The organism is Galbibacter kalidii, assembly GCF_026241135.1.
Lineage (GTDB): Bacteria > Bacteroidota > Bacteroidia > Flavobacteriales > Flavobacteriaceae > Galbibacter.
In genome coordinates, this window is sequence record NZ_JAPFGA010000003.1 from 236,857 (window position 1) to 260,853 (window position 23,997).

General features: G+C 39.1%; 16 protein-coding genes and 1 tRNA gene. 7 read left to right on the top strand and 10 right to left on the bottom strand.

From position 1 onward, the window contains the following. Positions 1–2 precede the first annotated feature (2 nt). From OOZ15_RS05050 to OOZ15_RS05065, 4 genes are all read right to left on the bottom strand, one after another. Positions 3–3,038, bottom strand: a complete 3,036-nt coding sequence (locus OOZ15_RS05050) for a SusC/RagA family TonB-linked outer membrane protein (RefSeq protein WP_265954836.1) — start codon at positions 3,036–3,038, stop codon at positions 3–5. Between the two features lie 232 nt (positions 3,039–3,270). Continuing rightward, positions 3,271–6,069, bottom strand: a complete 2,799-nt coding sequence (locus OOZ15_RS05055; protein WP_265954838.1) for a helix-turn-helix and ligand-binding sensor domain-containing protein — start codon at positions 6,067–6,069, stop codon at positions 3,271–3,273. A gap of 208 nt (positions 6,070–6,277) precedes the next feature. Then, positions 6,278–6,514: a hypothetical protein gene (locus OOZ15_RS05060; RefSeq protein ID WP_265954840.1), complete on the bottom strand. Its 237-nt coding sequence runs from the start codon at positions 6,512–6,514 to the stop codon at positions 6,278–6,280. Positions 6,515–6,545: 31 nt separating this feature from the next. Beyond that, entirely contained in the window at positions 6,546–7,562 is a 1,017-nt protein-coding gene (locus tag OOZ15_RS05065) for a chymotrypsin family serine protease (protein WP_265954842.1), read from the bottom strand. Between the two features lie 942 nt (positions 7,563–8,504). Between OOZ15_RS05065 and OOZ15_RS05070 the strand changes: the two genes are divergently transcribed. The 4 genes from OOZ15_RS05070 (at position 8,505) to OOZ15_RS05085 (ending at position 17,063) form a co-directional block, all read left to right on the top strand. After that, positions 8,505–13,079, top strand: a complete 4,575-nt coding sequence (locus tag OOZ15_RS05070) for an Ig-like domain-containing protein (RefSeq protein ID WP_265954844.1) — start codon at positions 8,505–8,507, stop codon at positions 13,077–13,079. 44 nt (positions 13,080–13,123) lie between these two features. Then, positions 13,124–14,050 (top strand): PorP/SprF family type IX secretion system membrane protein, encoded by a 927-nt coding sequence (locus OOZ15_RS05075; protein WP_265954845.1) that lies wholly within the window; start codon positions 13,124–13,126, stop codon positions 14,048–14,050. Positions 14,051–14,062: 12 nt separating this feature from the next. Then, positions 14,063–16,018, top strand: a complete 1,956-nt coding sequence (locus OOZ15_RS05080; protein ID WP_265954847.1) for an OmpA family protein — start codon at positions 14,063–14,065, stop codon at positions 16,016–16,018. Between the two features lie 163 nt (positions 16,019–16,181). Continuing rightward, positions 16,182–17,063, top strand: coding sequence for a sugar phosphate isomerase/epimerase family protein (locus OOZ15_RS05085; protein ID WP_265954848.1), 882 nt, complete (start codon positions 16,182–16,184; stop codon positions 17,061–17,063). A 323-nt stretch (positions 17,064–17,386) separates the two neighbouring features. Here OOZ15_RS05085 and OOZ15_RS05090 read toward each other — a convergent pair whose 3' ends face one another. Beyond that, positions 17,387–17,965 carry a YceI family protein gene (locus OOZ15_RS05090; RefSeq protein WP_265954849.1) on the bottom strand — a complete coding sequence of 193 codons (579 nt, stop codon included), beginning with the start codon at positions 17,963–17,965 and terminating at the stop codon, positions 17,387–17,389. After that, on the bottom strand, positions 17,958–18,281 hold the full coding sequence (locus OOZ15_RS05095) for a hypothetical protein (RefSeq protein WP_265954850.1): 324 nt from the start codon (positions 18,279–18,281) through the stop codon (positions 17,958–17,960). The genes OOZ15_RS05090 and OOZ15_RS05095 overlap by 8 nt, the downstream gene beginning before the upstream one ends. 308 nt (positions 18,282–18,589) lie before the next feature. Between OOZ15_RS05095 and OOZ15_RS05100 the strand changes: the two genes are divergently transcribed. The 3 genes from OOZ15_RS05100 to OOZ15_RS05110 all read left to right on the top strand — a co-directional run bounded on the left by OOZ15_RS05100 (position 18,590) and on the right by OOZ15_RS05110 (position 21,735). Beyond that, positions 18,590–18,967, top strand: coding sequence for a hypothetical protein (locus tag OOZ15_RS05100; protein WP_265954851.1), 378 nt, complete (start codon positions 18,590–18,592; stop codon positions 18,965–18,967). Between the two features lie 63 nt (positions 18,968–19,030). Next, positions 19,031–19,879, top strand: coding sequence for a DUF5777 family beta-barrel protein (locus tag OOZ15_RS05105; RefSeq protein WP_265954852.1), 849 nt, complete (start codon positions 19,031–19,033; stop codon positions 19,877–19,879). 287 nt (positions 19,880–20,166) lie between these two features. Continuing rightward, complete coding sequence (locus OOZ15_RS05110; protein WP_265954853.1) at positions 20,167–21,735, top strand: M28 family metallopeptidase; 1,569 nt, start codon at positions 20,167–20,169, stop codon at positions 21,733–21,735. Positions 21,736–21,929: 194 nt separating this feature from the next. On the opposite strand, the gene OOZ15_RS20255 is transcribed toward OOZ15_RS05110, so the two are convergent. From OOZ15_RS20255 to OOZ15_RS05130, 4 genes are all read right to left on the bottom strand, one after another. Continuing rightward, a complete protein-coding gene (locus OOZ15_RS20255) occupies positions 21,930–22,187 on the bottom strand; it encodes a GIY-YIG nuclease family protein (protein ID WP_265954854.1) in 258 nt (85 codons plus the stop codon). Between the two features lie 103 nt (positions 22,188–22,290). After that, a tRNA-His gene (locus OOZ15_RS05120) sits at positions 22,291–22,366 on the bottom strand. A gap of 62 nt (positions 22,367–22,428) precedes the next feature. Further along, positions 22,429–23,145, bottom strand: coding sequence for a bacillithiol biosynthesis deacetylase BshB1 (gene bshB1, locus OOZ15_RS05125; RefSeq protein ID WP_265954855.1), 717 nt, complete (start codon positions 23,143–23,145; stop codon positions 22,429–22,431). A 184-nt stretch (positions 23,146–23,329) separates the two neighbouring features. After that, positions 23,330–23,950, bottom strand: a complete 621-nt coding sequence (locus tag OOZ15_RS05130) for a glutathione peroxidase (RefSeq protein WP_265954856.1) — start codon at positions 23,948–23,950, stop codon at positions 23,330–23,332. Positions 23,951–23,997 lie beyond the last annotated feature (47 nt).

A 23,997-nucleotide genomic window follows, 5' to 3' on the forward strand; every position in this document is an offset into this window, starting at 1 on the left:
CGTTATATTTTTAAATTAATTCCAAAGGTATAAACGGCGGGAATTGGATATACCTGTCTGTCGACTCCATTGGGTACCTCCGGGCTAAAGCCGTTGTATTTAAAGAAAGTAAAGGGTCTATCGGCCGTAAAGGTAAACTTGATATCAGGTGCTTTATCACCTCCCCACAACTCGCTTCTAAGGTTATAGGACAGTTGTATATTCTGTATCCTGAAAAAAGCACCGTCTTCCACCCAAAAATTGCTCAACCGTTGATTCCAACCCTTACGCAGGCCTTCGGATGATGGATAAGTATCGCTCGTCCCTTCACCATGCCAGCGGTTTATGGCCAAATCAGCATCCATATTGGTATCGTTGGTAAAGATAATTTCGCCCCGTTTGCGATTCAATATTTTGTTTCCTGTTTGCCCGTAGACACTTACCGACAAGCCAAAATCCTTGTAATTGACACCTATATTTCCGCCGTATGTGAATGACGGCAAGTAAGACCCCAGGATAACACGGTCGGCATCGTCTATAATATTATCACCATTTTGGTCTCTGTAAATAAGGTCGCCAGGCACGAGATCGGAATGGTTGGTCGATACAGGATCGGCATCTATTTGTGCTTGGTTTTGATACACCCCGGTGGTTTCCCAACCGTAAAATGCCCTGATAGGCTCACCAATGGTAGAACGTTGCCTAAATTCGGCACTACCGGCTTCAATATAGCCACGAGGGTCGTTTACTTGAACTACTTCGTTTTTAAGGGTTGAAAAATTAGCTGTTATGCTATAGCTGAAGTTTTCTGAAATAGCTTGATTCCAACTAACCATCGACTCAAAACCTTGGTTTCGGATGGTAGCTGCATTTCTATTTACAGTTCTGTTAACAATAGGTTGATATACCGGTATAATAGCGTTTTTGGTATCGCGTATGTAATAATCAGCATCAATGGAAAGGCGCCTGTCCAATAACTGCATATTGACTCCAAAGTTAGATTCCTCAAGAAACTCCCACTCCAAGTCACTGTATGTATTGGTAGAAGTTGTACCCGTTGTAGGAACATCCCCTATATCCGTATTGATTACAGTAATTTCATTGTCACCCGCACTGGCCGGCACCCTGTCGTTACCCAGACGTCCCCAGCTGGCCCGTAGCTTTAAAAAGTCGAACACGCCGTTATCTGCAAAAAACTCCTCACCGGTAACCACCCAACCGGCTCCAACGGAAGGAAAGTATCCCCATCTGTTTTTTGTGTATTTACTGGAGCCATCTGCCCGCATGGTAGCGTATAGCAAATAGCGATCGTCAAAGTTATAGGCCAATCGCCCAAAGTAGGACATACTGTAAAACCTGTTCCCTGTATCTTTTAAATTGTTTTCTTCTGAAAACGAGTTAGGATCGGCAGCATCCAAATACCAAGAAGATTCGTTTAACAAAGCCGTATTATTTATGTTTTGTCCAATGGCGCTGAAGTTGTGCCCGGACTCATCTTTAAACGAAGTACCAGCCATAACGGTCAGATCATGGTCGCCAAAACTGTCTTGATAGGTCAGGGTGTTGTCCCATATTTGGTTGGAAAAAGTGTTGTTTTTCTTTTCAAGACTTGAAATCCGTTCAAAGTTGTTTCCCAAAGTGTAGGGCAATCGCATATAACGTTCGTCCAAAGCAGAAAAATCATGGCTGTAAAGCGTTTTAAAGGTCAGCTTTTCCGGCATGATTTCATATTCCGCATAGACATTGGCCAAGAGTTTTCTTATCCTTAGCAGGTTTTCGTTATACAACAAATTTTGAAAAGGATTTTGTGTACCCCGGTAGCCCAACAGTTGTGCATTTGAAAGCTGATGGGGAGCCGCATCGGTGTTTTGTCCGTCATAAATCGGCATGATGGGCACCGCAAAATACGCCCTAAACCAAGCAGCATCATCCGGGCTGTATTTGGTGGCGTTACTAAAAATGGTAGTCGCACCTATTTTTAAACTAGGAGACACCTCGACGTCCACTTTACTGCGGATGTTAAAGCGTTCGTATTCGTTTTTCATATCCAGAACACCTTCTTGGCCAAAGTAGTTGACCCCCACAGCATAGGAAGCAGTAGCACCCCCCCCGGTAACGCCAATACTGTGATTGGTAATGGAGGCAGGGCGGATAATCTCCTTGTACCAATCGGTATTGACGTTGGGCAGGTTGGGGTTGATACGGCTACGACCGTAACGGGCTATGGAATTTTCCACAAACTGTACATCGGCTTCTGAACCCGATTCATAAGCCATGGTTACAAACTGTTCTGCATTAGCCATTTTAACCACGTCGCGGGCGTATTGCATACCGGTATAACCGTCGTATTCTATCTGGGGTTTCATTTCTATGTTCCCCGATTTGGTTTCAATAATAATAACACCTCCTGCAGCCCTGACTCCATATATGGCCGAGGACGAGGCATCCTTAAGCACGTTCATCGATTTGATATCCTTGGGGTTCAAAAAATCGATATTGCTATAAAACATACCGTCCACTACGAAAAGTGGCCCCGCATTATCATCGTTATAGGTGTTTAACCCCCTAAGCCTGACTGTAGGCTGGTTTCCGGGTGATCCGGCACTAACTACCTGCACACCTGAAACTTTTCCCTGTAAAGATTGCATAACATTAGCGGCTGGTGTTTTTTCGATTTCCTCAGAGCTTACTGAAGAAATAGCTCCTGTTAAATCTGCTTTCTTTTGGGTACCATACCCTACAACAACCACTTCCTCCAAAGATTCAACGTCGAGTTCTAATGAAACGTTGATCTGCGCTTGATTTCCAACAGTGACTTCCGTAGTTCTAAAACCAATAGCACTGAATTCAAGAATTTCACCCGAATTGACCTGAATTTGGTAATTCCCGTCAAAATCGGTACTGGTTCCTCTGCTTGTTCCTTTTACTATCACATTGACTCCGGGAAGTGGTAAACCTTCTTCAGTATCGGTTACCGTTCCACTTATGCTGCGTTCTTGAGCATAGGAAAAGCCAAAAACAAATAACAAAAGGAATACTAGATTACATTTTGTTTTCATAAATGCTTCAAATTAGTTAGAATAGTTTTTCAAAAGCAAGATATCAGGTATTTCACTTATTAGTAAAAAACCCGCTACACTTTAAATACGTCAACCGAAAAGGAGTAGTTAATAATTAGGTATTGACGTATGTTAAATTTAATATAAAACGAGGAAAAACGAAACCTTAAAACCCAAATGAAGTAGTAATGACGTATTTTTTTATTGTTAATTTAACGTTTTCAAGTATCGTTTAATTCAGATTTCGTAAATAATTAACCAAAGAACTGCTATTATCTAAATTCAAACGTTTTTTAAGACGGTATCTATGGGTTTCAACTCCTCGAATGGAGATATTCATCAGTGGCGCAATTTCTTTGGTTGACAATCCCATTTTGATGTAGGCACATAACTTTAGATCTTTTTGGGATATATCCGGATGGAATTCCTTCAACTTATTAAAAAACTCTTCGTGAACCTGATTGAAATTGTATTCAAATATTTCCCATTCGTCATCATGCGCAATGGAATAATCTACTTTTTTGACCAGTTTTTTAAATGAAAAACGGTTATTAAAATCTTCTTTATTATCATGTAGTTCTTTTTTCAGTTCTTGCAGGGTCTGGTTTTTCTTCACCAATGCCATGGCTGTATTGGCCAATTGCTTACTTTTTAATTTTACTTCCCTGCTCAGCGCTTCATTTTTCAGTTTCATGATCTTCTTTTCATTTTCCAATGCCTTTTCTTTAAGCAATTCTTCCTGCTCCTCCACAAATTTTTTCTGTAGCAAATCTTGTTCTTTCCTTATTTTTCTTTTGTGAAGCATGTAAAAGATCCCAATTATAACAACTGCTATTGCCACATACAACACAACTCCTAAGGTATCCAGATACCATGGCGGGGAGACATCTATCTCAAGCTTTTTCAATTCAGAAGTAATGCCTTGTGTGTTTTTTGTCCTTATTTGTAGCGTATAACTTCCGGGGTTGAGTTCAGATATTTCAATTTTATTGCCACTGACCTCATGCCAGTTTACTTGGTGATCCTGTCCGTTTAACAATTTATATTCAAAAAAGAAATCTTCAGATTTTGCTGAGGAAACCAACACATTCAAGCTATCGCGAAAGCTCATATTCACAACATCAATGTTTCTGATTTCCTGTAATTCTTTATTTAGAATCAACTTTTCAACTTTGGGAACATCTACAATGGCACTCTGTGTGTAACCATCACTATTGATAAACATGAACCCATTGTTCAAATTTAAAGCATGGGTAGAATTATTGATCTTGGATACTTTTTCATACCCCACTATCAATCGGTTCTCAATATATTTCTTTCCTAAAGAAAACCCGTTAGTATCACCGGAAAACGATGAGAATTTTATCCCTCCAGTGTTTCCCTTAACGGCCAATTGATCTGAAATATCTTCGGAAATGATGTAGGAGTCTTTACCTAAATTTTTATTTAAATAATCATATGGAACAATACTATCTAACAAGGGTTCATATTTTTGCCAACCACTGTTGACTTTAAAGCAAATATTGTTTTTCAAATTGTACACCCTTACATTATAGCTTGAGGAGAGTCCTTTATCCTCGTAGTTCTTAATACTGACAATAGAATCGTGGTTTCTATCGAATTTGACTCTATACAACCCTTTATAGGCATGAGCAGCCCATGCTGTATATTGATCTTCAAAAACCAAAAATTGAACAGGAATTGTCGTTTTCCCCATATGAGAGGCTTTCCAATTCCCATTTTCCTTCTCAAATTTAACAAGCCCGGCATAAGTCCCCTGAATGTATTTGTTTTGACTTTCAGACGCTTTTTTTATCGTCCACCCTCCCGTATAAGGGGAGATTAATTCCAAACGTCTATTTCTTACCTTATAGGTACCATTATTGTGTCCGCAGAACAACTCTCCATCAACAACCGTTAGGTCCCAAACCTGCCCCTGACTGCCGTCAATAAATTGTAGATCTCCATTCTCATCGATATAGAACAGCCCCGTATTACTACCTATATATACGATATCCCGATACCTGATAACATCATAAACAGCGCCCAATTCTCCGGATACATCGTTGTAAAACCACTGATGGCTATTCAGATCAATAGAAGTAAGACCGTTGTCAAGTCCAAGCCAGATACGATCATCAGCCACCGTAAGCCCCAAAACCGTATTGTTTGCCAATCCGTCTTCCTTGTTGATATTATAAACTATCTTTCCTGTGGAATCTGATACGAAAATTCCATTTTTAATGGTTCCGAAAACCAAATTCCCGTTATTTAACTTGGAGAATTTATTGAGTTGATGCTCTTTGAGCAGTGGATTAACCTCTCTATTGTAAGGAATTAAATTATTGCCGTTATACAGATAACACCCACCCAGTGCCGTTGCAATAAACAATTGGTCATCCAACTTTGACACGGAAACCATTTTCTTGTCATACAAAACCGGGGCATTTAAAAAAGGGATCAGCTCATATTTATCGTTAAGGGTATAAATACCATTTCTCAATGTAGCCACATAAAGCGTATCGTCAACATTACTAATAGAAATTACTGTAGATTTAGGTTTTATCTGGGTTATTTCCCCGTTTTTGAGGATATACAATTTCAGGAAAGATCTAAAAACCACAGCATCCTTATAACTCATGATCTGCCAAAATTCTTCCGCGGTGGATTCGGTTTGTCCCAACAAGTCGTTTAAAGATTTGTATTTTAATTCCCCTTTTGGATTGTATGACCAGTATCCAAACTCTTCATAAGACCCTGTATATACCTTATCCCCTATTGCAGAAACAGAGCGAATGGTAGTCTTATTGGGCAATTCGAAAAATCCCCATTTAAGTCTGTCGTATTCCAGCAAACCATTATTGTTTGCGACATATAATTTACCATTATCCGATCTGGAAACATCCCAGTTCTGATTTCCGGCATTATAGGCTCCGAGGGAATAGTTCTGAAAATAGGGAAAATATTGAGCAGAAATATTGTTTATAGACAATAAAAACAACAACACATAAAAGACTCTAGATACCTTCATCCACTTAAAAAAATTTACTCACTAAGTGAGATTTGAAATGTTTTTTTAGTTTTTTTGCCTAACCAGTCCGACTGTGTCATTCAGGCGGGTGCCTCATGGAGTTGTCCCGAGGTAATTGACCGATCAGGCCCTAAAATAACAATAAATTTCCTTATTTGTTCATCTAGCTATCTTTTCAGGATGATTGTCGTTTCCGTTTGATTTCTTTTTATGAACCCTCAGTTGCTTTTAGTTTTCCTGTTTCCCGCACTTCGATCATGATCCCTTTAATGTAGTTAGGGAATTTTTTACTTATTTCATCTGCATTTTCTTCAACAGAAACAATAATTCCCATATGATTATCCCCTACTACGCCTATCCCTATAGCCGTTACTCCCGGGATGGCCAACCACTTTTTTTCCCGGTATCTTTTTATTTCCAACGCTTTTTCAATTTGTCCACGCATAATTTCCATTTTCTAAATCTAAAAATTTCTTTTACGGTAAGTCAATTTGTAATAAATCAAAGACATTCTGAATACGATTTATAATGGTAGTCGTTTCACTTCCGGCAAACAGTAGCCCTGTTAAATTATTGTTTTCGTCCAATACTGCCGATCCGCTATCTCCACCCTGACTCATAGTACCTGCCATAAGCTGGTCTGTAAAAAGAGCAACCTTGTTCGCACCATAATTCACCCTGGCACTTACATCAATCTGTTCGATCACACCGGTGGTAAGCCCTGTTGTTCTTCCACTTTTTTTTACATTCATTCCCAATTGTCCTTCTACTACTCCGGCGATATATCCAATTTGATGGATTTCCTCAGTGATGTCGTTCGAGTTTAAAGGCTGGGCGATAGCACAATCAACTAAATTGTTTTCCTGCTGAATTGTATACGGACGAAGCCTACTTCTACTCCCTACCACAGGGGCTAGTGTATTTATTATTGATGCTACTACCCTGGCCGTTCGACATGGCCTGTTATCATCATTATCTTCCTCTCCTTCGAAATGGATGGGCACAAACTCACTCAACACTGCTATTTGATCCTGTGTCACACTTCCGCCATCAAAAGCACCCGGTTGAAGTATCGGATCCCCGACTAGGGCCGCATTACTGTTAGCAAGCACATGGTTATTGGATAAAATAAATTTTTCTCCATTTTTACTCACAACACATCCAAAAGTTCCTGTTGTAATTTGAAAATGCCCCATACTAACCCCTCCCGGAGCAGGTCTGAATCGTTCTGTAGGGTCTTGGAATGCCCTTAAAATACCACAGGGTTTTACATCAGTGGGGACACCCTGCACAGATGCGGGGATAATATCTTCTTCTTTTAATACGGTAGACGTTTTTTTTACCTCCACCGAGCAAATAATAGCCAAATCGGTAGTAGGCTGACCAGCAACAATTTTATAACCGATCCCGGTAGCTACTACATTCGGTTTCTTCATAAGTTCAGACCCTTCTTCCCGAAGTATAGCCCGAATTTCTTCTATATCTTTACTCATTTCATCCTTCTTTCAATAATTAATAAATAACGTTAGGCTTCGTCTATTTATTTGAAGTAGAACTTGATGAAATTCTTGATTAGTTACTCTTAAATTTAACGCTTTTTTCTCTAATAAATTACAAATCAGACCCTTATTTTTAACGTGAGGGAAAATAACAGCCTGTCACTTTTTATTTACACTAACCTGTTAACTTTTCAACATTACGATTTTCATAGTATATAGAAAAAACATATTAATAAAATTAAAAAAATTAAAAAAATATTATTTTTTTAGGATAAATATTACTATTTTTAACACAAATATCAAACATCTTAACGTTTTTGTTGTAAGTGGTATACTACTTTAAACAACCGAAATATTGTTTATATTGAATTATAACATCTTTCCCCTTTTAAATCTACACTAAGCCAATTTTCGGTTTAGGCGTGTCATAGTAGATAACTATTAGCGTAATTATTTAATATAAATTTTCCCCAAAATCTATACCAAGCCGGTTTATTGGCTTAGGAGTCATTAGTTTGTTAATTAACCAAATAAAGAATCCTATGAAAAAAACTACTTTCCCGACACATAAGAATGTGTTGACTTTACCATTCTTATTTATTAGCATTAATACTTATTCTCAAGTACCGGTTTATTCTACAGTTTTCACAGGAATAGACAATGCCGACAACCTGTTCACAACAGTTCAGATTTATCTTCGATTCAACGTATTTTCTGCTCTTCTTAAAGAGCAAAAATTAACCTTGGAACTATTTAATCTCAATCAGTTGTTATAGCTGTATTGATAAAACACCTATTTAGAATAATTACACCCTACCACATATGAAATTCAAACTACCATTCATTTTGATCAACAGCACTCTTCTCGTTCTTTGTAAGTTCTTAAATAACAAGACAAAAAGCGTTCAACAGGACAGTGCTAAAAATATATTCCTTATGAAAACACCGAAACAGACATTATTAAAAACCGCCTTGTCTCTTTTTGTATTGATATCAAGCTTACAGATAACACAAGCACAAATAACCAATGCACCTGCTAACACGCCTTCGCCATGGATTTCAAGTACTTATCCAAATGTGACTGCCACCCTTATTGACGATGTTCCAAGTGCACTCCCTCTATGTCTGGGAAGCGCCGGAGATCAAGCCAACCTTGTAGATGCCGATTTAACCAATGCGGCCTTTATAAATTTTGTGTTGGGTTTAGGTGTTGGAGCAGGTTGTAATGCCACCTTTAGTGTAAGTGATGATACAAATACTTACCCTGCCGGTACATGGGCGGGCTTCCGTATTGGCGGCTCCAGTTTATTGGACATAAGCGTTGGGCTATCTATTACCATTTCCACTTGGAATGACGGTAATCCAACAGGTGATGAATTGGTATTAGACACCGCCCTGATCAATGTAGGTTTACTGTCGGACGGCTCTGCAACTGTGGGATTTGTAGCTCCATCAGCATTTGATGAAGTTAGAATAGAATATGAAACCCTTGTAGCAGCAGCATATGATGCAGAAATATATCATGCTACCATTATAGCTTTTGAAGCCGGTCCTGCTTTGGCGTGTAACACTACTACTCCTATGACACGACCTGCCTATCCAATGAGTGTTTCTGACGAGAACAGTGATTTAAGTAATATCTTAACAATCAATGGTAATTCAGACACCCAAAATGTAGTCGACAGTGACCCGGATAATTTTACCACTTTGGATTTTACACTCGGTACAGGATCTTTAGCCATTAGGGATGAAGTGTCCAGTTATTCAGCCGGTACTTTTGCAGGGTTTGATATTGAATCCACTTCACTTCTCAGTACAGAATTATTGGATGAAATTACCATTACCACCTATTTAGATGGAACACAGCAAGAAAGTATTAGTGGATCTTCCAACGGAATCCTAGCTCTAAACACGAGTATTTTAAACTCAGGAAACGAGCGCACTCAAATCGGAATTATCACCACAGCAGAATTTGACGAAGTCCAAATTACCGGAGGGGGATTATTGGGAAGTATAGACGTTTACGGATTAACCCTGAAATCATTTTGTCCCGCCGACGCCTCGGTGTTGACATGTAACACTCCTGTTTTGGCAACTGAACCTGACTTTCCTCTATATATTAATGGAATCAACACGGGGATCAGCGGTATTGGAGTAGGTGATATTACCAATGTAAATGCTGTAATCGATGCAGACGACACCAATTTTGCAACCATCGATATGGCAGTAGGTATCATAGGTAGCGCCTCTTTGGCTATAGCCGACCCTCTAGACACATATCCTGCAGATACTTATGCCGGATTCGACATTAGTACCGGAGGGCTTCTAAGTGTGGAATTACTGGATAATGTAACCCTAACTACTTATTTAGACGGTGTGGAACAAGAAACCGTTGATGTCAGTACAGATGAATTATTGGCAGTTGATAGCGGATTATTGTTTGCAGATGACGGCCGTTATCAAATTGGTTTTGTAGCCTCTTTGCCTTTTGATGAAGTTCAGATTACTATAAATCAACTGGCTGGTGTTGACATCGGCGTAACCAATATATATGGTGTTATCCTTGAAACCCTGTGTGAAGCACCTATTGTCTGTGACATAGCACCATTGACTAATCCCAGTCAACCCGTGATCCTCAATAGTGAATTTACCGGAATTATGGGAGTGGCTGGTGTGGAAACCTCGCTAAGTAATGCTGAAAATGTATTGACCGAAGATGAAACAGACTTTGCCACAGCCACCTTAGGAATAGGGGTAGCAGAAGTCGCTTCCGTTGCTGTAAAAAATGCCTTGGGTGTTTATCCCGCCGGAAGTCAGGCAGGATTTTTAATCCGCGATGCCAATGACGTACTCCAAGCGGGGCTACTGGATGTCGTTACTATTAGTACCTATTTAAATGGTACTGAAGTCGATTCTAATACAGGTAGTGGCCTTTTATTGATAGAAACTTTAGACTTGTTGGATATTGAAATCACAGGTGACCCGGAGCGATATCAATTTGCAGGGGTGATCACTACAGGGGATTATGATGAAGTTCGTATTGAGATAGGGGCTCTGGCCAGTGTTCTTAACATAGTTGAAGTTTATGGAGCTTATGTAAATCCACGGACTATAGAAGGACTTGAAAATAATCCGACTATAACTATAACCAGTGTAGCTGAAGACAATGTAGTAAATGCCCAAGAAGCTGAAGGCAATGTAAACATTGTTGGTCAAGCTGGTGGTGATGCCTTACCAGGGGATGCAATTTCTGTAATGGTAAACGGAACAGCATATAACACAACGGTAGAAAGTGACAACAGCTTTACAATAAGCGTTCCCGGTAGCGAACTTATTGCCGATAGTGATTTAACAGTAGAAGCAACAATCACTCATATTACCGCTGAATGTACATCTACAGCTGAAGACACACATGAATATACTATTGACACCACCCCACCGACTATTCCAACAGTTGATGAGCTCACAACAAACGATCCAACGCCTGTTCTTACAGGTACAGCGGATTCAGCTGACGATCTGAGCGTAACGGTAAACGGAGTCACTTACAACGAAGGGGATGGTAATCTCGTCGACAATGGTGACGGAACATGGACATTGCAAATTCCGGATGGCAATGAAATTCCGGATGGTGTCTATGATGTAACTGCAATAGCTACCGACGAAGCAGGTAATACAGCCAACGATGAGACCACAGATGAGCTGACCATAGACACATCTTTGCCTACTACGCCAACAGTGGATGAGATGGTTACCAACGATCCAACTCCTATTCTTACAGGTACAGCCGATTCTGAAGATGAGCTGAGTGTTACCGTAAACGGGGTGACCTATACCGAAGGGGATGGTAATCTTATCGATAACGGTGATGGCACATGGACATTGCAAATCCCGGACGGTAACGAAATTCCGGATGGCATCTATGATGTAACTGCAATAGCTACCGACGAAGCAGGTAATACAGCCAACGATGAGACCACAGATGAGCTGACCATAGACACATCTTTGCCTACTACGCCAACAGTTGATGAACTGACCACCAACGATCCTACGCCAATTATTACAGGTACAGCGGATTCGGAGGATGACCTGACAGTGGAAGTAAACGGCGTTGTATATACCGAAGGGGATAGTAACCTTATCGATAACGGTGATGGCACATGGACATTGCAAATCCCGGACGGTAATGAAATTCCTGATGGGACTTATGATGTTATCGCTACCACAGCGGATGCAGATGGCAATACAGCTGATGATAATACCACAGACGAATTGACTGTAGATTCCACAGCAATAACTACACCAACAGTTGATGAGTTGATCACCGATGATCCAACGCCAGTTATTACAGGTACGGCTGATTCTGATGATGATCTTACTGTTGAAGTCAATGGAGTTGTTTATACCGAAGGTGATGGCAATCTGGTAGATAATGGTGATGGTACTTGGTCACTGACCATTCCGGAAGAAAATGCCCTTGATGACGGCACATATGACGTTATCGCTACCGCTACGGGTACAAATGGCAATACAGCTAACGATGATACCACAAACGAGCTAACTATAGATTCTACTGCAGGACCAACCACACCAACGGTGAATGAAATCACAACTGATAGCCCGACACCAACCATCACCGGTACAGTCGATTCTGATGATGAGCTGACCGTAGAAGTAAACGGGGTTGTATACACCGAAGGTGATGGCAATCTGGTAGATAATGGTGACGATACTTGGTCACTGACCATTCCGGAAGAGAATGCTCTTGATGACGGCACTTATGACGTTATTGCTACCGCTACGGATGCAAATGGCAATACAGCTAACGATGATACCACAGACGAGCTGACTATAGAAAGTCCGCCTGCTTCAGATATTACGATCACCAAAACGGTAGACAATACAAATCCTTTGGTGGGAGATAATATTGAATTCAGCATTACTGTCAGCAACAACGGAAATACTGAATTTACCGACATTATTGTTGATGAACGTATACAAACTGGTTTCAGTTATGTAAACCATTCAGCTTCAATCGGTACATACAACCCATCAAACAGCACTTGGACAATCAACGAACTTGTGGCAAATGAAACCGCTACGCTCAACATCCGTGTTGAAGTCAATCCAACAGGAAGTCATACCAATGTTGCTTCCATCAGGACATCAACACCGAAAGATGCAAATGACGGTAATAATTCTTCTGAAGTGACTATAACCTTGAATTGCCTGGTTGTCTACAATGAGTTTACACCAAACAACGATGGATATAATGATTATTTCAGGATTGAATGCATTGAGCAATATCCAAATAGTGAATTAAGGATCTTTAACCGAAACGGAAATAAAATATATGAAGTAAGAGGATATCAAAACGATTGGACCGGGACAGCCAATATGGGTGGTACCGTTGCAAGGGATCATCAGCTTCCAGCCGGTACTTACTTCTATTCGCTTCTGGTTCCTGAACTCGGAGTAGACAAATCCGGATGGTTATTCATTGCAAAATAGCATATAAAAAGACCCCTATTTAAAAACGTCAAAAAAATAAATTCATGAAGATCATAAATAAAAATACAATAACAATCGCCCTGATCACGTTCTTCGTTGCAAGTATTCAAACAGCGACAGCTCAACAATACCCACAATACACGCAATACATGTACAACACCATGGTATTGAATTCCGGATATGCCGGAGCCAACAGATTGGAGGTTGGTCTCTTGCACCGTTCTCAATGGACAGGTTTAGATGGAGCGCCATCGATTCAATCACTAACCATTGGAGGAAGAGGCGGAGAGCGTATTGGTTTGGGGTTCACCTTGGTCAACGACAACATAGGACCTTCCAATCAATTGGATATGAACGGGGTGTTTTCATACAGCATCCCCATTTCATACAATACCCGCTTGTCATTCGGAATGAATGTGGGTATCGATATTCTAAATGTCGATTGGTCCAAAGGGGAATATGCTGATCCGAATGACCCCAACTTTAATGAAAACTTAAATAACCTAAGGCCCATTATCGGTGCCGGTACTTATCTGTACAGTGATAAATGGTATTTAGGGCTTTCTACGCCGAATTTCGTTAAAACGGAGACCTATAACGATGATGATCAATTGGTGATCGATAAATCCACACAGTTTTATTTAATGGGAGGCTATGTGTTTGATATGGGGCCTCAACTCAGGTTAAAGCCCGCTACCCTGATCAAATATACCGAAGGAACACAAATTACTGTTGATGTATCCCTTAATGCTTTGGTTATGGATAAGTTTACTTTCGGAGGCTCTTATCGCTTTAACGATTCCATGAGCGCCATGTTCGGTTTGCAGATATCAAGAAATTTCTTTGCAGGTTATGCCTTCGATTATGCAACCACCGAACTTAACAGGTACAATGACGGTTCGCATGAGATCATGTTAAAATACACATTACCCAACTTAAACAGAAGAGCAACATCCCCTAGATTCTTCTAAAAAATGAAATCTATGAAAAAATATATTACACTAATACTGGCTGTCATTATTCATATGAATTCATATTCACAAGCAACGTGGAAAGCTGATGAATATTATGACAATTTCCAGTTCGACAAAGCTGCTGAGCTATATCTAAAAGTAATTCATGGCAGCAATACCATCAACAATGATGATGTTGAAAATCTGGCCAACTGCTATTTTAACCTTTTTGATTTTCAAAGCGCTTATGTATGGTATGACAAATTGTACGGACTTAAAGAAAAAAATGTAAAAGAAAGCACATTTATCAAGTATGTACAATCGGCCAAAGCTGTCCGGGATTATGAAAAAGCAAATCGTTTAATAAGAGAATATTATACAGACGACCTCGATAGGCTCGAAATGATCACTACCCAAAAGAAACATTTGGATAGTCTTTCCGGTAATGACCCCCTGTATAAGGTGTACAATTTGGGGATCAATACTGCAAAGGCAGAGTTTGCCCCTATATTCTATAAAGACCACCTAGTGTTTTCATCCAGCAGGGATTCGATAATAGTTAAAGAAAATCTTTATCAATGGAACAAACAACCCTATTTGGACTTATATATTGCCGATCGGAATAAAAGTAATGGGGAACTGAAAAACCTCCGCCCTTTTGGAGAAAACCTAAACTCAAGATTTCACAGTGCTACCGTAAGCTTCAGCAAAAATGAAAAATTTGTGTTTTTCACTCAAAACTATGTAAAGAACAAGAAATTAAAATCCAATAAAGATGGGATTTCAAAACTGAAGATCGTAAGAGGATATGTGGAAGGAGACCGTATAACAAATGTTGAGGATTTAGCATTCAACAACCCTGAGTATTCCAATAGCCATCCTACTATTACACCTAATGGGAAATATTTATATTTTGTATCCGATAGGCCCGGAGGCTATGGAGAAACAGATATTTATGTAGCTGAAGTTTTTGAAGATGGTAAAACAAACACCCCGGTGAACCTTGGACCAATGGTCAATACCGCCGGACGGGAAATGTTTCCTTTTGCAACCGATAGTATTTTATATTTTGCTTCGGACTCTCACTATGGTTTGGGGGGACTTGATATTTTTGAGTCAAAAATAAAATCAAAAACAGACTATACTATCCCTATAAACCTTGGTCCGGTAGTCAATTCAAACATGGATGACTTCAGCTATATTATTGACCCGGTAGAAAACACAGGTTATTTTGCTTCCAACAGAAGTATGGGAAAAGGAGATGATGATATTTATTATTTTAAAAAGAAAAAACCGATTTTATATCAACATTATTCCGGACATGTGTATGATAAAGTTACTGAAGCCCCTATTCCGGATGCTTCAGTAATTATCCATGATGTCTTAAGTGATATGCTCACTCACCACATTGAAACTGATGAAGACGGATATTATAAACTGAAACTTCCTTTCAAAAAGGAACACAAGCTCCTATTTTCAAAGCCTAACTATACCTCGGAGACCGTTTATGCAAAAATCACCGATGATCCCAATGCAAAACTGGAAAACAATAATGTTTATTTAACCTCCTTGGAAAGCCTCACGGTTAAAGAAGGGAACCAGACCAAGATTGACGTGGATCCTATCTATTTTGAATACAACAAAGCAGATATCACTCCACAGGCCATCGCTGAATTGGAAAAGGTACTCTTTGTCATGAATGAATTCCCGGGAGTCAGGATCATAATAGAATCACATACCGATTCCCGTGGATCAGATAACTACAACTTCAGCCTATCCAACGAAAGGGCAGAAAGTACCAAACGTTATTTAATCGCCAGTGGTATAGCAGAAAAAAGGATTGTAGGTGCTCGGGGATTTGGTGAAACCAAACTAAAGAACCGTTGTTCCAATGGTGTGCGATGTAGTGAAGCTGACCATTCTGTAAACCGAAGATCAAACTTTATCATCATTGAAAAACAAACCCTTGAGACCAAGGATTTATAGAGTGATAAATCGGACTTGTCGACATTAATGAACATCACCTATGACATCGACAAGTCCTTTTTTATACCTAAAATGTTAATTTTCATAAGAAACCCTTTACTATCAACTATTTTTCTATTTTTGGTAGAAAGAAATAAAGATACTAACTAATTGACTCAAGCTTATGAATTTTTCATTTTTTAAAAAGCCACTGACTTTACTGGTGGCAACGACTCTCATTCTTATAAGTGCCTGTTCAGGTTCATCACAAGATAATTTTGGCGGTTTGGCTCTTTATACCGTTCGTGATGATATGGGCAAAGATGCCAAAGCAACGCTGCAAAAAGTAGCTGATGCAGGCTATGTAAACATAGAAGCTGCCGGATATGACAATGGCAAATTTTACAATATGTCTCCCGAAGACTTTAAAAGTTTTGTTTCTGAGATTGGGCTAACCCCCATCAGTTCCCACAATGCAACAGTGACCCTAGAAAATGCCGACAAAATGATAGCTGATGTAAAAGCGGCCGGTTTTCAATATTTTGTGATCCCCATTCCACCAATGGGACACTTCACATTCGACCAAAAAACCAGAACCATGGGGATGAAAGGTGATATTAAAACCGTAACCGATATCATAAATACTATTGGAAAAAAATGTACTGAAGCGGGTATAAAGCTACTTTATCACAACCACGATTTTGAATTTAAGAAAAATAAAGATGGTATTGTTCCGATTGAATATTTCCTGGAGAATACCGATCCTAAACACGTGAATTTCCAAATGGACTTGTATTGGGTAACCAAAGCCGGAGCAGATCCTGTTGAATATTTTGAAAAATATCCAGGACGTTTTAAAATGTGGCACGTAAAAGATATGGACGAACAAGGAAGGTATGCTCCTGTAGGAACGGGAACCATCGACTTTGGGCGTATTTTAGATAAAAAAGAAGAATCCGGCATGAAATATTATATGGTGGAACAAGACATGACCTTCGACGGGCAACAAGCTCTTGAAGCTATCAAAATAAGCCATGACGGACTTAAAACATTCGGATTTAAATAAAAATGTAGCGGCTGTCTAAAAAGCTGCAAATTCAGATGTCATACTGAGCCTGTCGAAGTATAATTTATTGAAATTCAATATGTCTTCGACAGGCTCAGGGTGACAAATCAAATTCACCTAGGGCTTTTCAGACCTCACTTCAATCCTTTTTTCTTAAAAATGCAGTAACTACATGGTAAGGATAGCCAATATAGAATGACAGAGATCAGCATAAAGAGACAAACTGCAATAACCAATAACAATACCCTTAAAAAATCAAGGTGTAAATTCTTTGAGATTTAGGAAACAATTTTTTTTCAATTTGCTTCCTAAAACACCTTTTTTTATTGGGTTTTTAGTTCTAAAGAAACAGAAACATCTACTGTTTCTGCAATTTTATTGCGTACTATTTTAGGGATTTTGATATTGAAATCCTCCGGGAGCAATACAAATTCTGAGCTAAGAATAACAGCATCCCCGTTCCTACTCAACAAAACCGGGATGGTAATGTCTTTATTCACGCCATGAATTAACATCACCCCGGCAGCAGAATATTCAACAGGGGTTTCAGTAAGTTGTTCTGTGGTGAAATCGGTAATCCTTCCTTTAAAAGTAGCCTGCGGATAACGCGTACTTTCCGTATAGTTTTCATTAAAATGCTCTTCCATCAGTGCCAGCTTAAACCGAAATCCTTTCATGAGGATTAATGCTGCAATTTCCCCGGAATCTGTCAACACCGCCGATACGTTTGCATGTTTGGCCTTAACTTCTTCAAAAGAAGGTACAGAAGCTTCAAACACTACATTTCCGGTACGTGTAAGGTGTTTCTCCTGCGCATGGGAAATCACACTCCACAACAGCATACAACATGTAAAGCTGTATGAAAACCATTTAGGTACCATTCTAACATTTAGTTTATTCATTCAGACCCTGTTCTATCCACGCATCAATGATATCCCGGTTACTTTGAGACATCAGTCCGGTAGGTGGCATCGGGTTAGAGCTACTATTAATACGGGTATTAAGTCCCCTGTTATTCACTGCATCAACCACGTTATTATAGGTGACAAGTGACATTGGTGCATCATTTTGCGGCGGATTAGCATGACACTGAATACAATTATTGTCTATAATAGCTTTTACATCGCCAGAATAAGTAACTTCTTCACCGTTTCCACCATTTCCGGGTGGCGGCTCCATTGCACTATCATCACTACCGGAACAGCCGATCAACAACATTGCAAAACATCCTGAAATAATACTTTTTATATTCATTTTTGAGGGAATGAAATATGTTAATTGATTTTTACTGATGAATATGCGATCCTATAAATTAGAATAATACTCAAACATTATTCACCATTTATTACACTCAGATAGAAACTACCTGCTAAGAGGTCTAATATTATTAACACATAATTCGTGTCATATTATTAATAAATAGTGTCAAGAAGTGATTTATTATTAATAAATATACGATTTTTTTAATAATTTAATCAAATAAATCCATTTTTCTTATATTTAATAGAGTAAATTATAATGAGATCATGAAAAGGAAAGGCTGGCTAATTTTATTAATAGGGATCGCTCTGGCAGCATTGTTCTTTTGGATATATAAACCCCATAGAACAATTGAATCGGAAACACCCTCGTATACCGGTACAGCAGTCGATTTTGCACAGCTTTTTAATTCTGATAAGAATATGGTTATGGATAAGTGCCTCAACAAAACGCTTGTCATAACAGGGAAGCTGGTAGAACAAAACGAAAGCTTGTTGATTCTCAACAACGGAATAGTTGCCCGGTTTTCTGAAACTCCACCTATAAAAGACAGTCTAATCACATTCAAAGGACGTTTTATAGGTTATGATGAATTGTTGGAAGAGTTGAAATTTGATCAATGTATTATACTCCCCACTATGTGAGATTTTAAACTGATTAATATCAGGTAAGTTGTTACACCTGAACTAACTTAAAACAAATAACAAATGAAAAAATACTTTTTATTATTGCTTCTAATGCCTCTCGTGGTTGGTGCACAAGAGGACCTACTTGACGAATTAGCCGAACACCAAGATACAACCTATGTCGTTAAAGCGGCCTTTAAGGGATTGAAGATCGTTAACTTTGAATCGACAAAGATAGCGGACAAAAATGACCTGTATTTTATAGTCTCACACAGGTTCGGGAGTGTTAAAAATGGTATAGACGACTTCTTCGGATTGGATAATGCCGTTACACGCCTTCAATTTGTGTATAGTATGGGACATGGCTTTCAAATAGGTATTTCCCGAAGCTCCTTTCAACAAACTTACGAAGCTTCTTTAAAATACAGATTGGTACAGCAGCGATCGCAAGGGTTTCCTTTTACCATAGTGGGGTTTTATCAACTGTCGATAAACACCTTTTTGGATGAAAACATCAAACCTGACATCTCTTTTTCCGATCGCCTCACCAATACCATACAAGTATTAGCTTCGCGCAAATTTTCTGAAAAATTCTCACTGCAATTAATGCCTACATTCTTTCACGAAAACTATGTGTTTTATGAACCACAGGAAAAATCACAATTCGCATTAGGCTTTGGCGGACGCTACAAATTAGGAAAACGTTGGTCTATCAATGCTGATTATGGCGTACATCTTAACAGAGCTGATGGTTCACCATACAACAATCCGCTTTCCATAGGAGTGGATTTGGAAACCGGCGGACATGTTTTTCAGATGCATTTTAGTAATGCCCAGCCCATGCATGAGGCCGGATATCTGGGGCAAGCCACCGGCGATTGGGGCGATGGCGATATTTACTTCGGATTTAACCTATCACGGGTTTTCTAAGTTAGCATCCAAGTAAACTACCTCAGAGCACACACAAGCACCCGCTTGAATGACATAGTCGAGCAGGTTAGGTAATAATTTAAACACAAGTGTCGGGACATTAAAAACCTCACTTAGTCAGTCAATTTTAACAGCTTATTAAATATTGTAATTGTATTTTATTAACTTGCTCTGGTTATATTTGAAAAATATCAATGCTTTAACAAAAAATGGGTCCCTCCGGGGTTTCCTAAAAGGAGTGTTGAGGCTAGATTCTAACTTGTAAAATTAACTTAAAATTCAAATCTGTGAAAAAAATCCTATACGTTGGGTTATTCTTTGCATTGGCATGCAATAGTGCCCGCCAAGATGCAAATACCCCCTCAGCAGAGGTTAACACAACAGAAACAAGCCGTGTTTCTTATGCGAATACCATTACTGAAGAAGAATTAAAAGAACATTTATACACCTATGCCTCTGATGAATTTGAAGGAAGGGAAACCGGAGAACCGGGACAGAAAAAAGCGGTAGAATATTTAAAAAAGGAGTATTTGGAATTGGGTATTCCGGCAGCCAAAGGAAACGATGATTACTTTCAGAAAGTACCCTTGGAAATAAGTGGGATTCCTTCCGGAAGTATTAAAATTGGCGATAGTGACTATGCTTTAGGCGATGGGATTATCACATTCTCTTCTGTTCCAAATCAATCTTATGATATCGTATATGCAGGTTTCGGTATTGAAACAGATGTATATTCTGATTATTCAAACGTTGATGTTTCCGGAAAATATGTATTGATCAAAATAGGGGAACCAAAAAATGAAGACGGGACTTATACCTTCTCCGGAACCAATGAGCCTTCAAAATGGTCGAACTGGAGAGAAACCTTGGGCACAAGGATAGAAACTGCCCACAAAAATGGGGCGGCTGGTATTCTGTATTACGACGATACGTATTTCAGTAGAGCTATGGGAAGGTATCAACACTATTTACAAGCTGATAACGGCGGAAGCATTTCCTTGAAAAGCAATGAGGAAAAGCCTGCTTATTTTTTTATAAATGAAGAAGTTGCAACGACAATTTATCCTGAAATAAATACCTCTAATAATAGCAAAGTTTTAGATCAAAAAATTAAGTTGGATCTTCAAAACAAGGTTGAAGATGTAGATTCTGAAAATGTAGTGGCTGTTATCAAAGGAAAGAGCAAACCGGAAGAATATTTGGTTATTTCAGCACATTTAGATCATGTGGGAGTTGATCCCAACGGAAATGTATTCAACGGCGCCGACGACGACGGAAGCGGAACCGTAGCCATACTTGAAATTGCAGAAGCCTTCAAAAAAGCAGCCGATGAAGGCAATGGCCCGGAAAGATCGATTGTTTTCCTGCACGTTACCGGAGAGGAAAAAGGATTGTTGGGATCTGAATATTACTCAGAAAATCCTATTTTCCCAATAAAGCAAACCGTAGCTGATCTGAATATCGATATGATCGGAAGAATTGATCCAAAAAGAGATGGCGAGAGAAATTATATCTACCTGATAGGTTCTGACAAATTAAGTACAGAACTTCATAACTTGTCGGAAGCTGTCAACAAAAAATACACTAATATTGAGTTGGATTACACCTATAATGACGAGAACGACCCGAATCGCTTTTATTACAGAAGTGACCACTACAATTTTGCAAAACACAACGTACCGATTATTTTTTATTTTAACGGAACACATGCCGATTACCACAAAATATCGGACACCCCGGATAAAATCAACTACGATTTATTGACAAACAGAACTCAATTGATTTTCCATACTGCATGGGAAGTAGCCAACAGAGCTGAAAGAGTCAAAGTTGACAAGCCAAAGGCCACTGAATAACATCTTATTTTCCAGAAATAAACCTGTCAGGTTCTTGCTCTTGGGTCTATGTTAAACAAAAAAAGCTCCCCTTTTGGGAAGCTTTGTCTTTTTGGTTCCGACAACGCAGTGTCGGTATCAAGACATTGATTTTATCAATCGTCTTGAGTGGAAGGCCGGGTTTCGACGATAAAACATCAACTTTACCAATCGTTCTAATCAGAACTCCCATATTTTTTTATAAAAGCTTCTAATCGTACCCTGTTCAAGTTTTTCAATTTTCGCTCTAACTGTATCGCTTCACGTTCTGTGGGTTTTGGAAGAGCTAATTTTAGCTCCCACGGAACACCTTTTGAAGTAAAAGATTCATATCCTGAATTATGCTGCTGTAACCTTTGAGTTACATCATTCGTATAACCTTTATAGTATTTGTCAAGCTTTTGAGAATACAGTATGTAAACGTAAAATGACATAGAGCTTAAAATAAGAAAAGCCTCACCAAATAAAGTGAGGCTTGAATGCTTTAAAGTCCTGACGCTACGGTCAGGACAAATTTATGAGCAAGCTCATAAATTTGGGTGGAAGACCGGGTTCGAACCGGCGACCTCTGGAACCACAATCCAGCGCTCTAACCAGCTGAGCTACAACCACCATTTAATTGCGGATGCAAATGTAATCGATTTTGTCACTTTTACAAAGATTTTTTTGCAATTTTTACACCAATTTATCTAACTCACTTACCCCCAATATCCTTTCCGAAGTAAAACCTTCAGCGTGACCTACACCAATAAGTCTGCCAAGATCCTGAGCGCGATAATCCACACTATCTATAAAGTTTTTACTACTGATAGGCGTTTGCGGTTCTTCACTATTCGGATCAAAAAATTGAGAAGCATAAGCCTGAATTGCTTTTACTTTCTTACCCATAAATCCGCTTACATCCACCACAAAATCAGGTTCCAGGTTTTTCCACTGAATGTAATGGTAAACATGTTTCGGACGCCATGCCTCCTGCCCTTCTCCATTCAATGAAGTTTCAATTTTTATCAATCCGCTTAAAAAACAGGCATCGCTCACCAATTTACTACCTCTTCCATGGTCGATATGCCGATCGTCTATGGCATTACACAATACCTCCTCCGGACGATACTTTCGGATCATTTTTATCACCTCTAATTGATGCTGTTTATCGTTTACAAAAAAGCCGTCGGCAAAGCGTAAGTTCTCGCGTACAGAAACCCCGAGAATCTCTGCCGAAGCGGCAGCCTCTTTGTCCCTGATCTCAGCAGAGCCACGAGTACCCAACTCACCTCTGGTCAAATCTACGATTCCGACTTTTTTTCCTAAAGATATTTCTTTTGCTATAGTCGCTCCACAACCTAATTCCACATCATCCGGATGTGCTCCGAATGCCAGTATATCTAATTTCATATGTTTAATTTTTTTGCATTGTCCAAAATATGCAAAAAAATGTTGCACATATGGAACCGCTGCGCTCCAGCCTGCAGCAGACAGGCTCACATGAATTTTTTTAATCTTGCATTTTTATGCATTTTATGATTAATAAAATTCATGTTCGTTTCATGTGTCTATAATTATTGTTTTGGATGATTCATCAACCCTTGATCCAGCTAATTATTTTTTCATCTATTGGTAAGGTTCTCGGCGAAATAACATCCACGAGATACCCTTGTTCGTCTATTAAATATTTTTGAAAGTTCCACTCCACTTCAGAATCTTGAAATCCGTTTTTCGATTCCTGTGTCAAAAACTGATATACCGGATGTATATCGTCTCCTTTCACCGAAATCTTAGCCATCATGGGGAAGGTCACTCCGTAATTCTCTTTACAAAAAGCGGCTATTTCTTTATTGCTCCCCGGTTCTTGTCCGCCAAAGTTATTGGCCGGAAAACCGACAATCACAAAATTGTCATCTTTAAAAGTCTCATAAAGCTCTTGCAAGTTTTCATACTGCGGAGTTAATCCGCATTCACTTGCCGTGTTCACTACCATGATCTTCTTCCCTTTCAGCTGAGAAAAATCAAATTCCTCACCGTAGAGGTCTTCCACTTTAAATTGGTATATATTTTCCTGTTGCATCTTGTTTTGGCTTTCTTGAACTACAGCTGTTAGCTGCTCTGTTTTTTCTTTCTTTTCTTCCTTGCAAGCTGTAAAACAAATCAATGCTATGAAGAAAAGGCATGCATTTCTAAAATTAAAGCTGTGTTTTTTCATTTCCTTATCCTTAATGTATTTGATAAAATTATAAAAATTAGCTTACA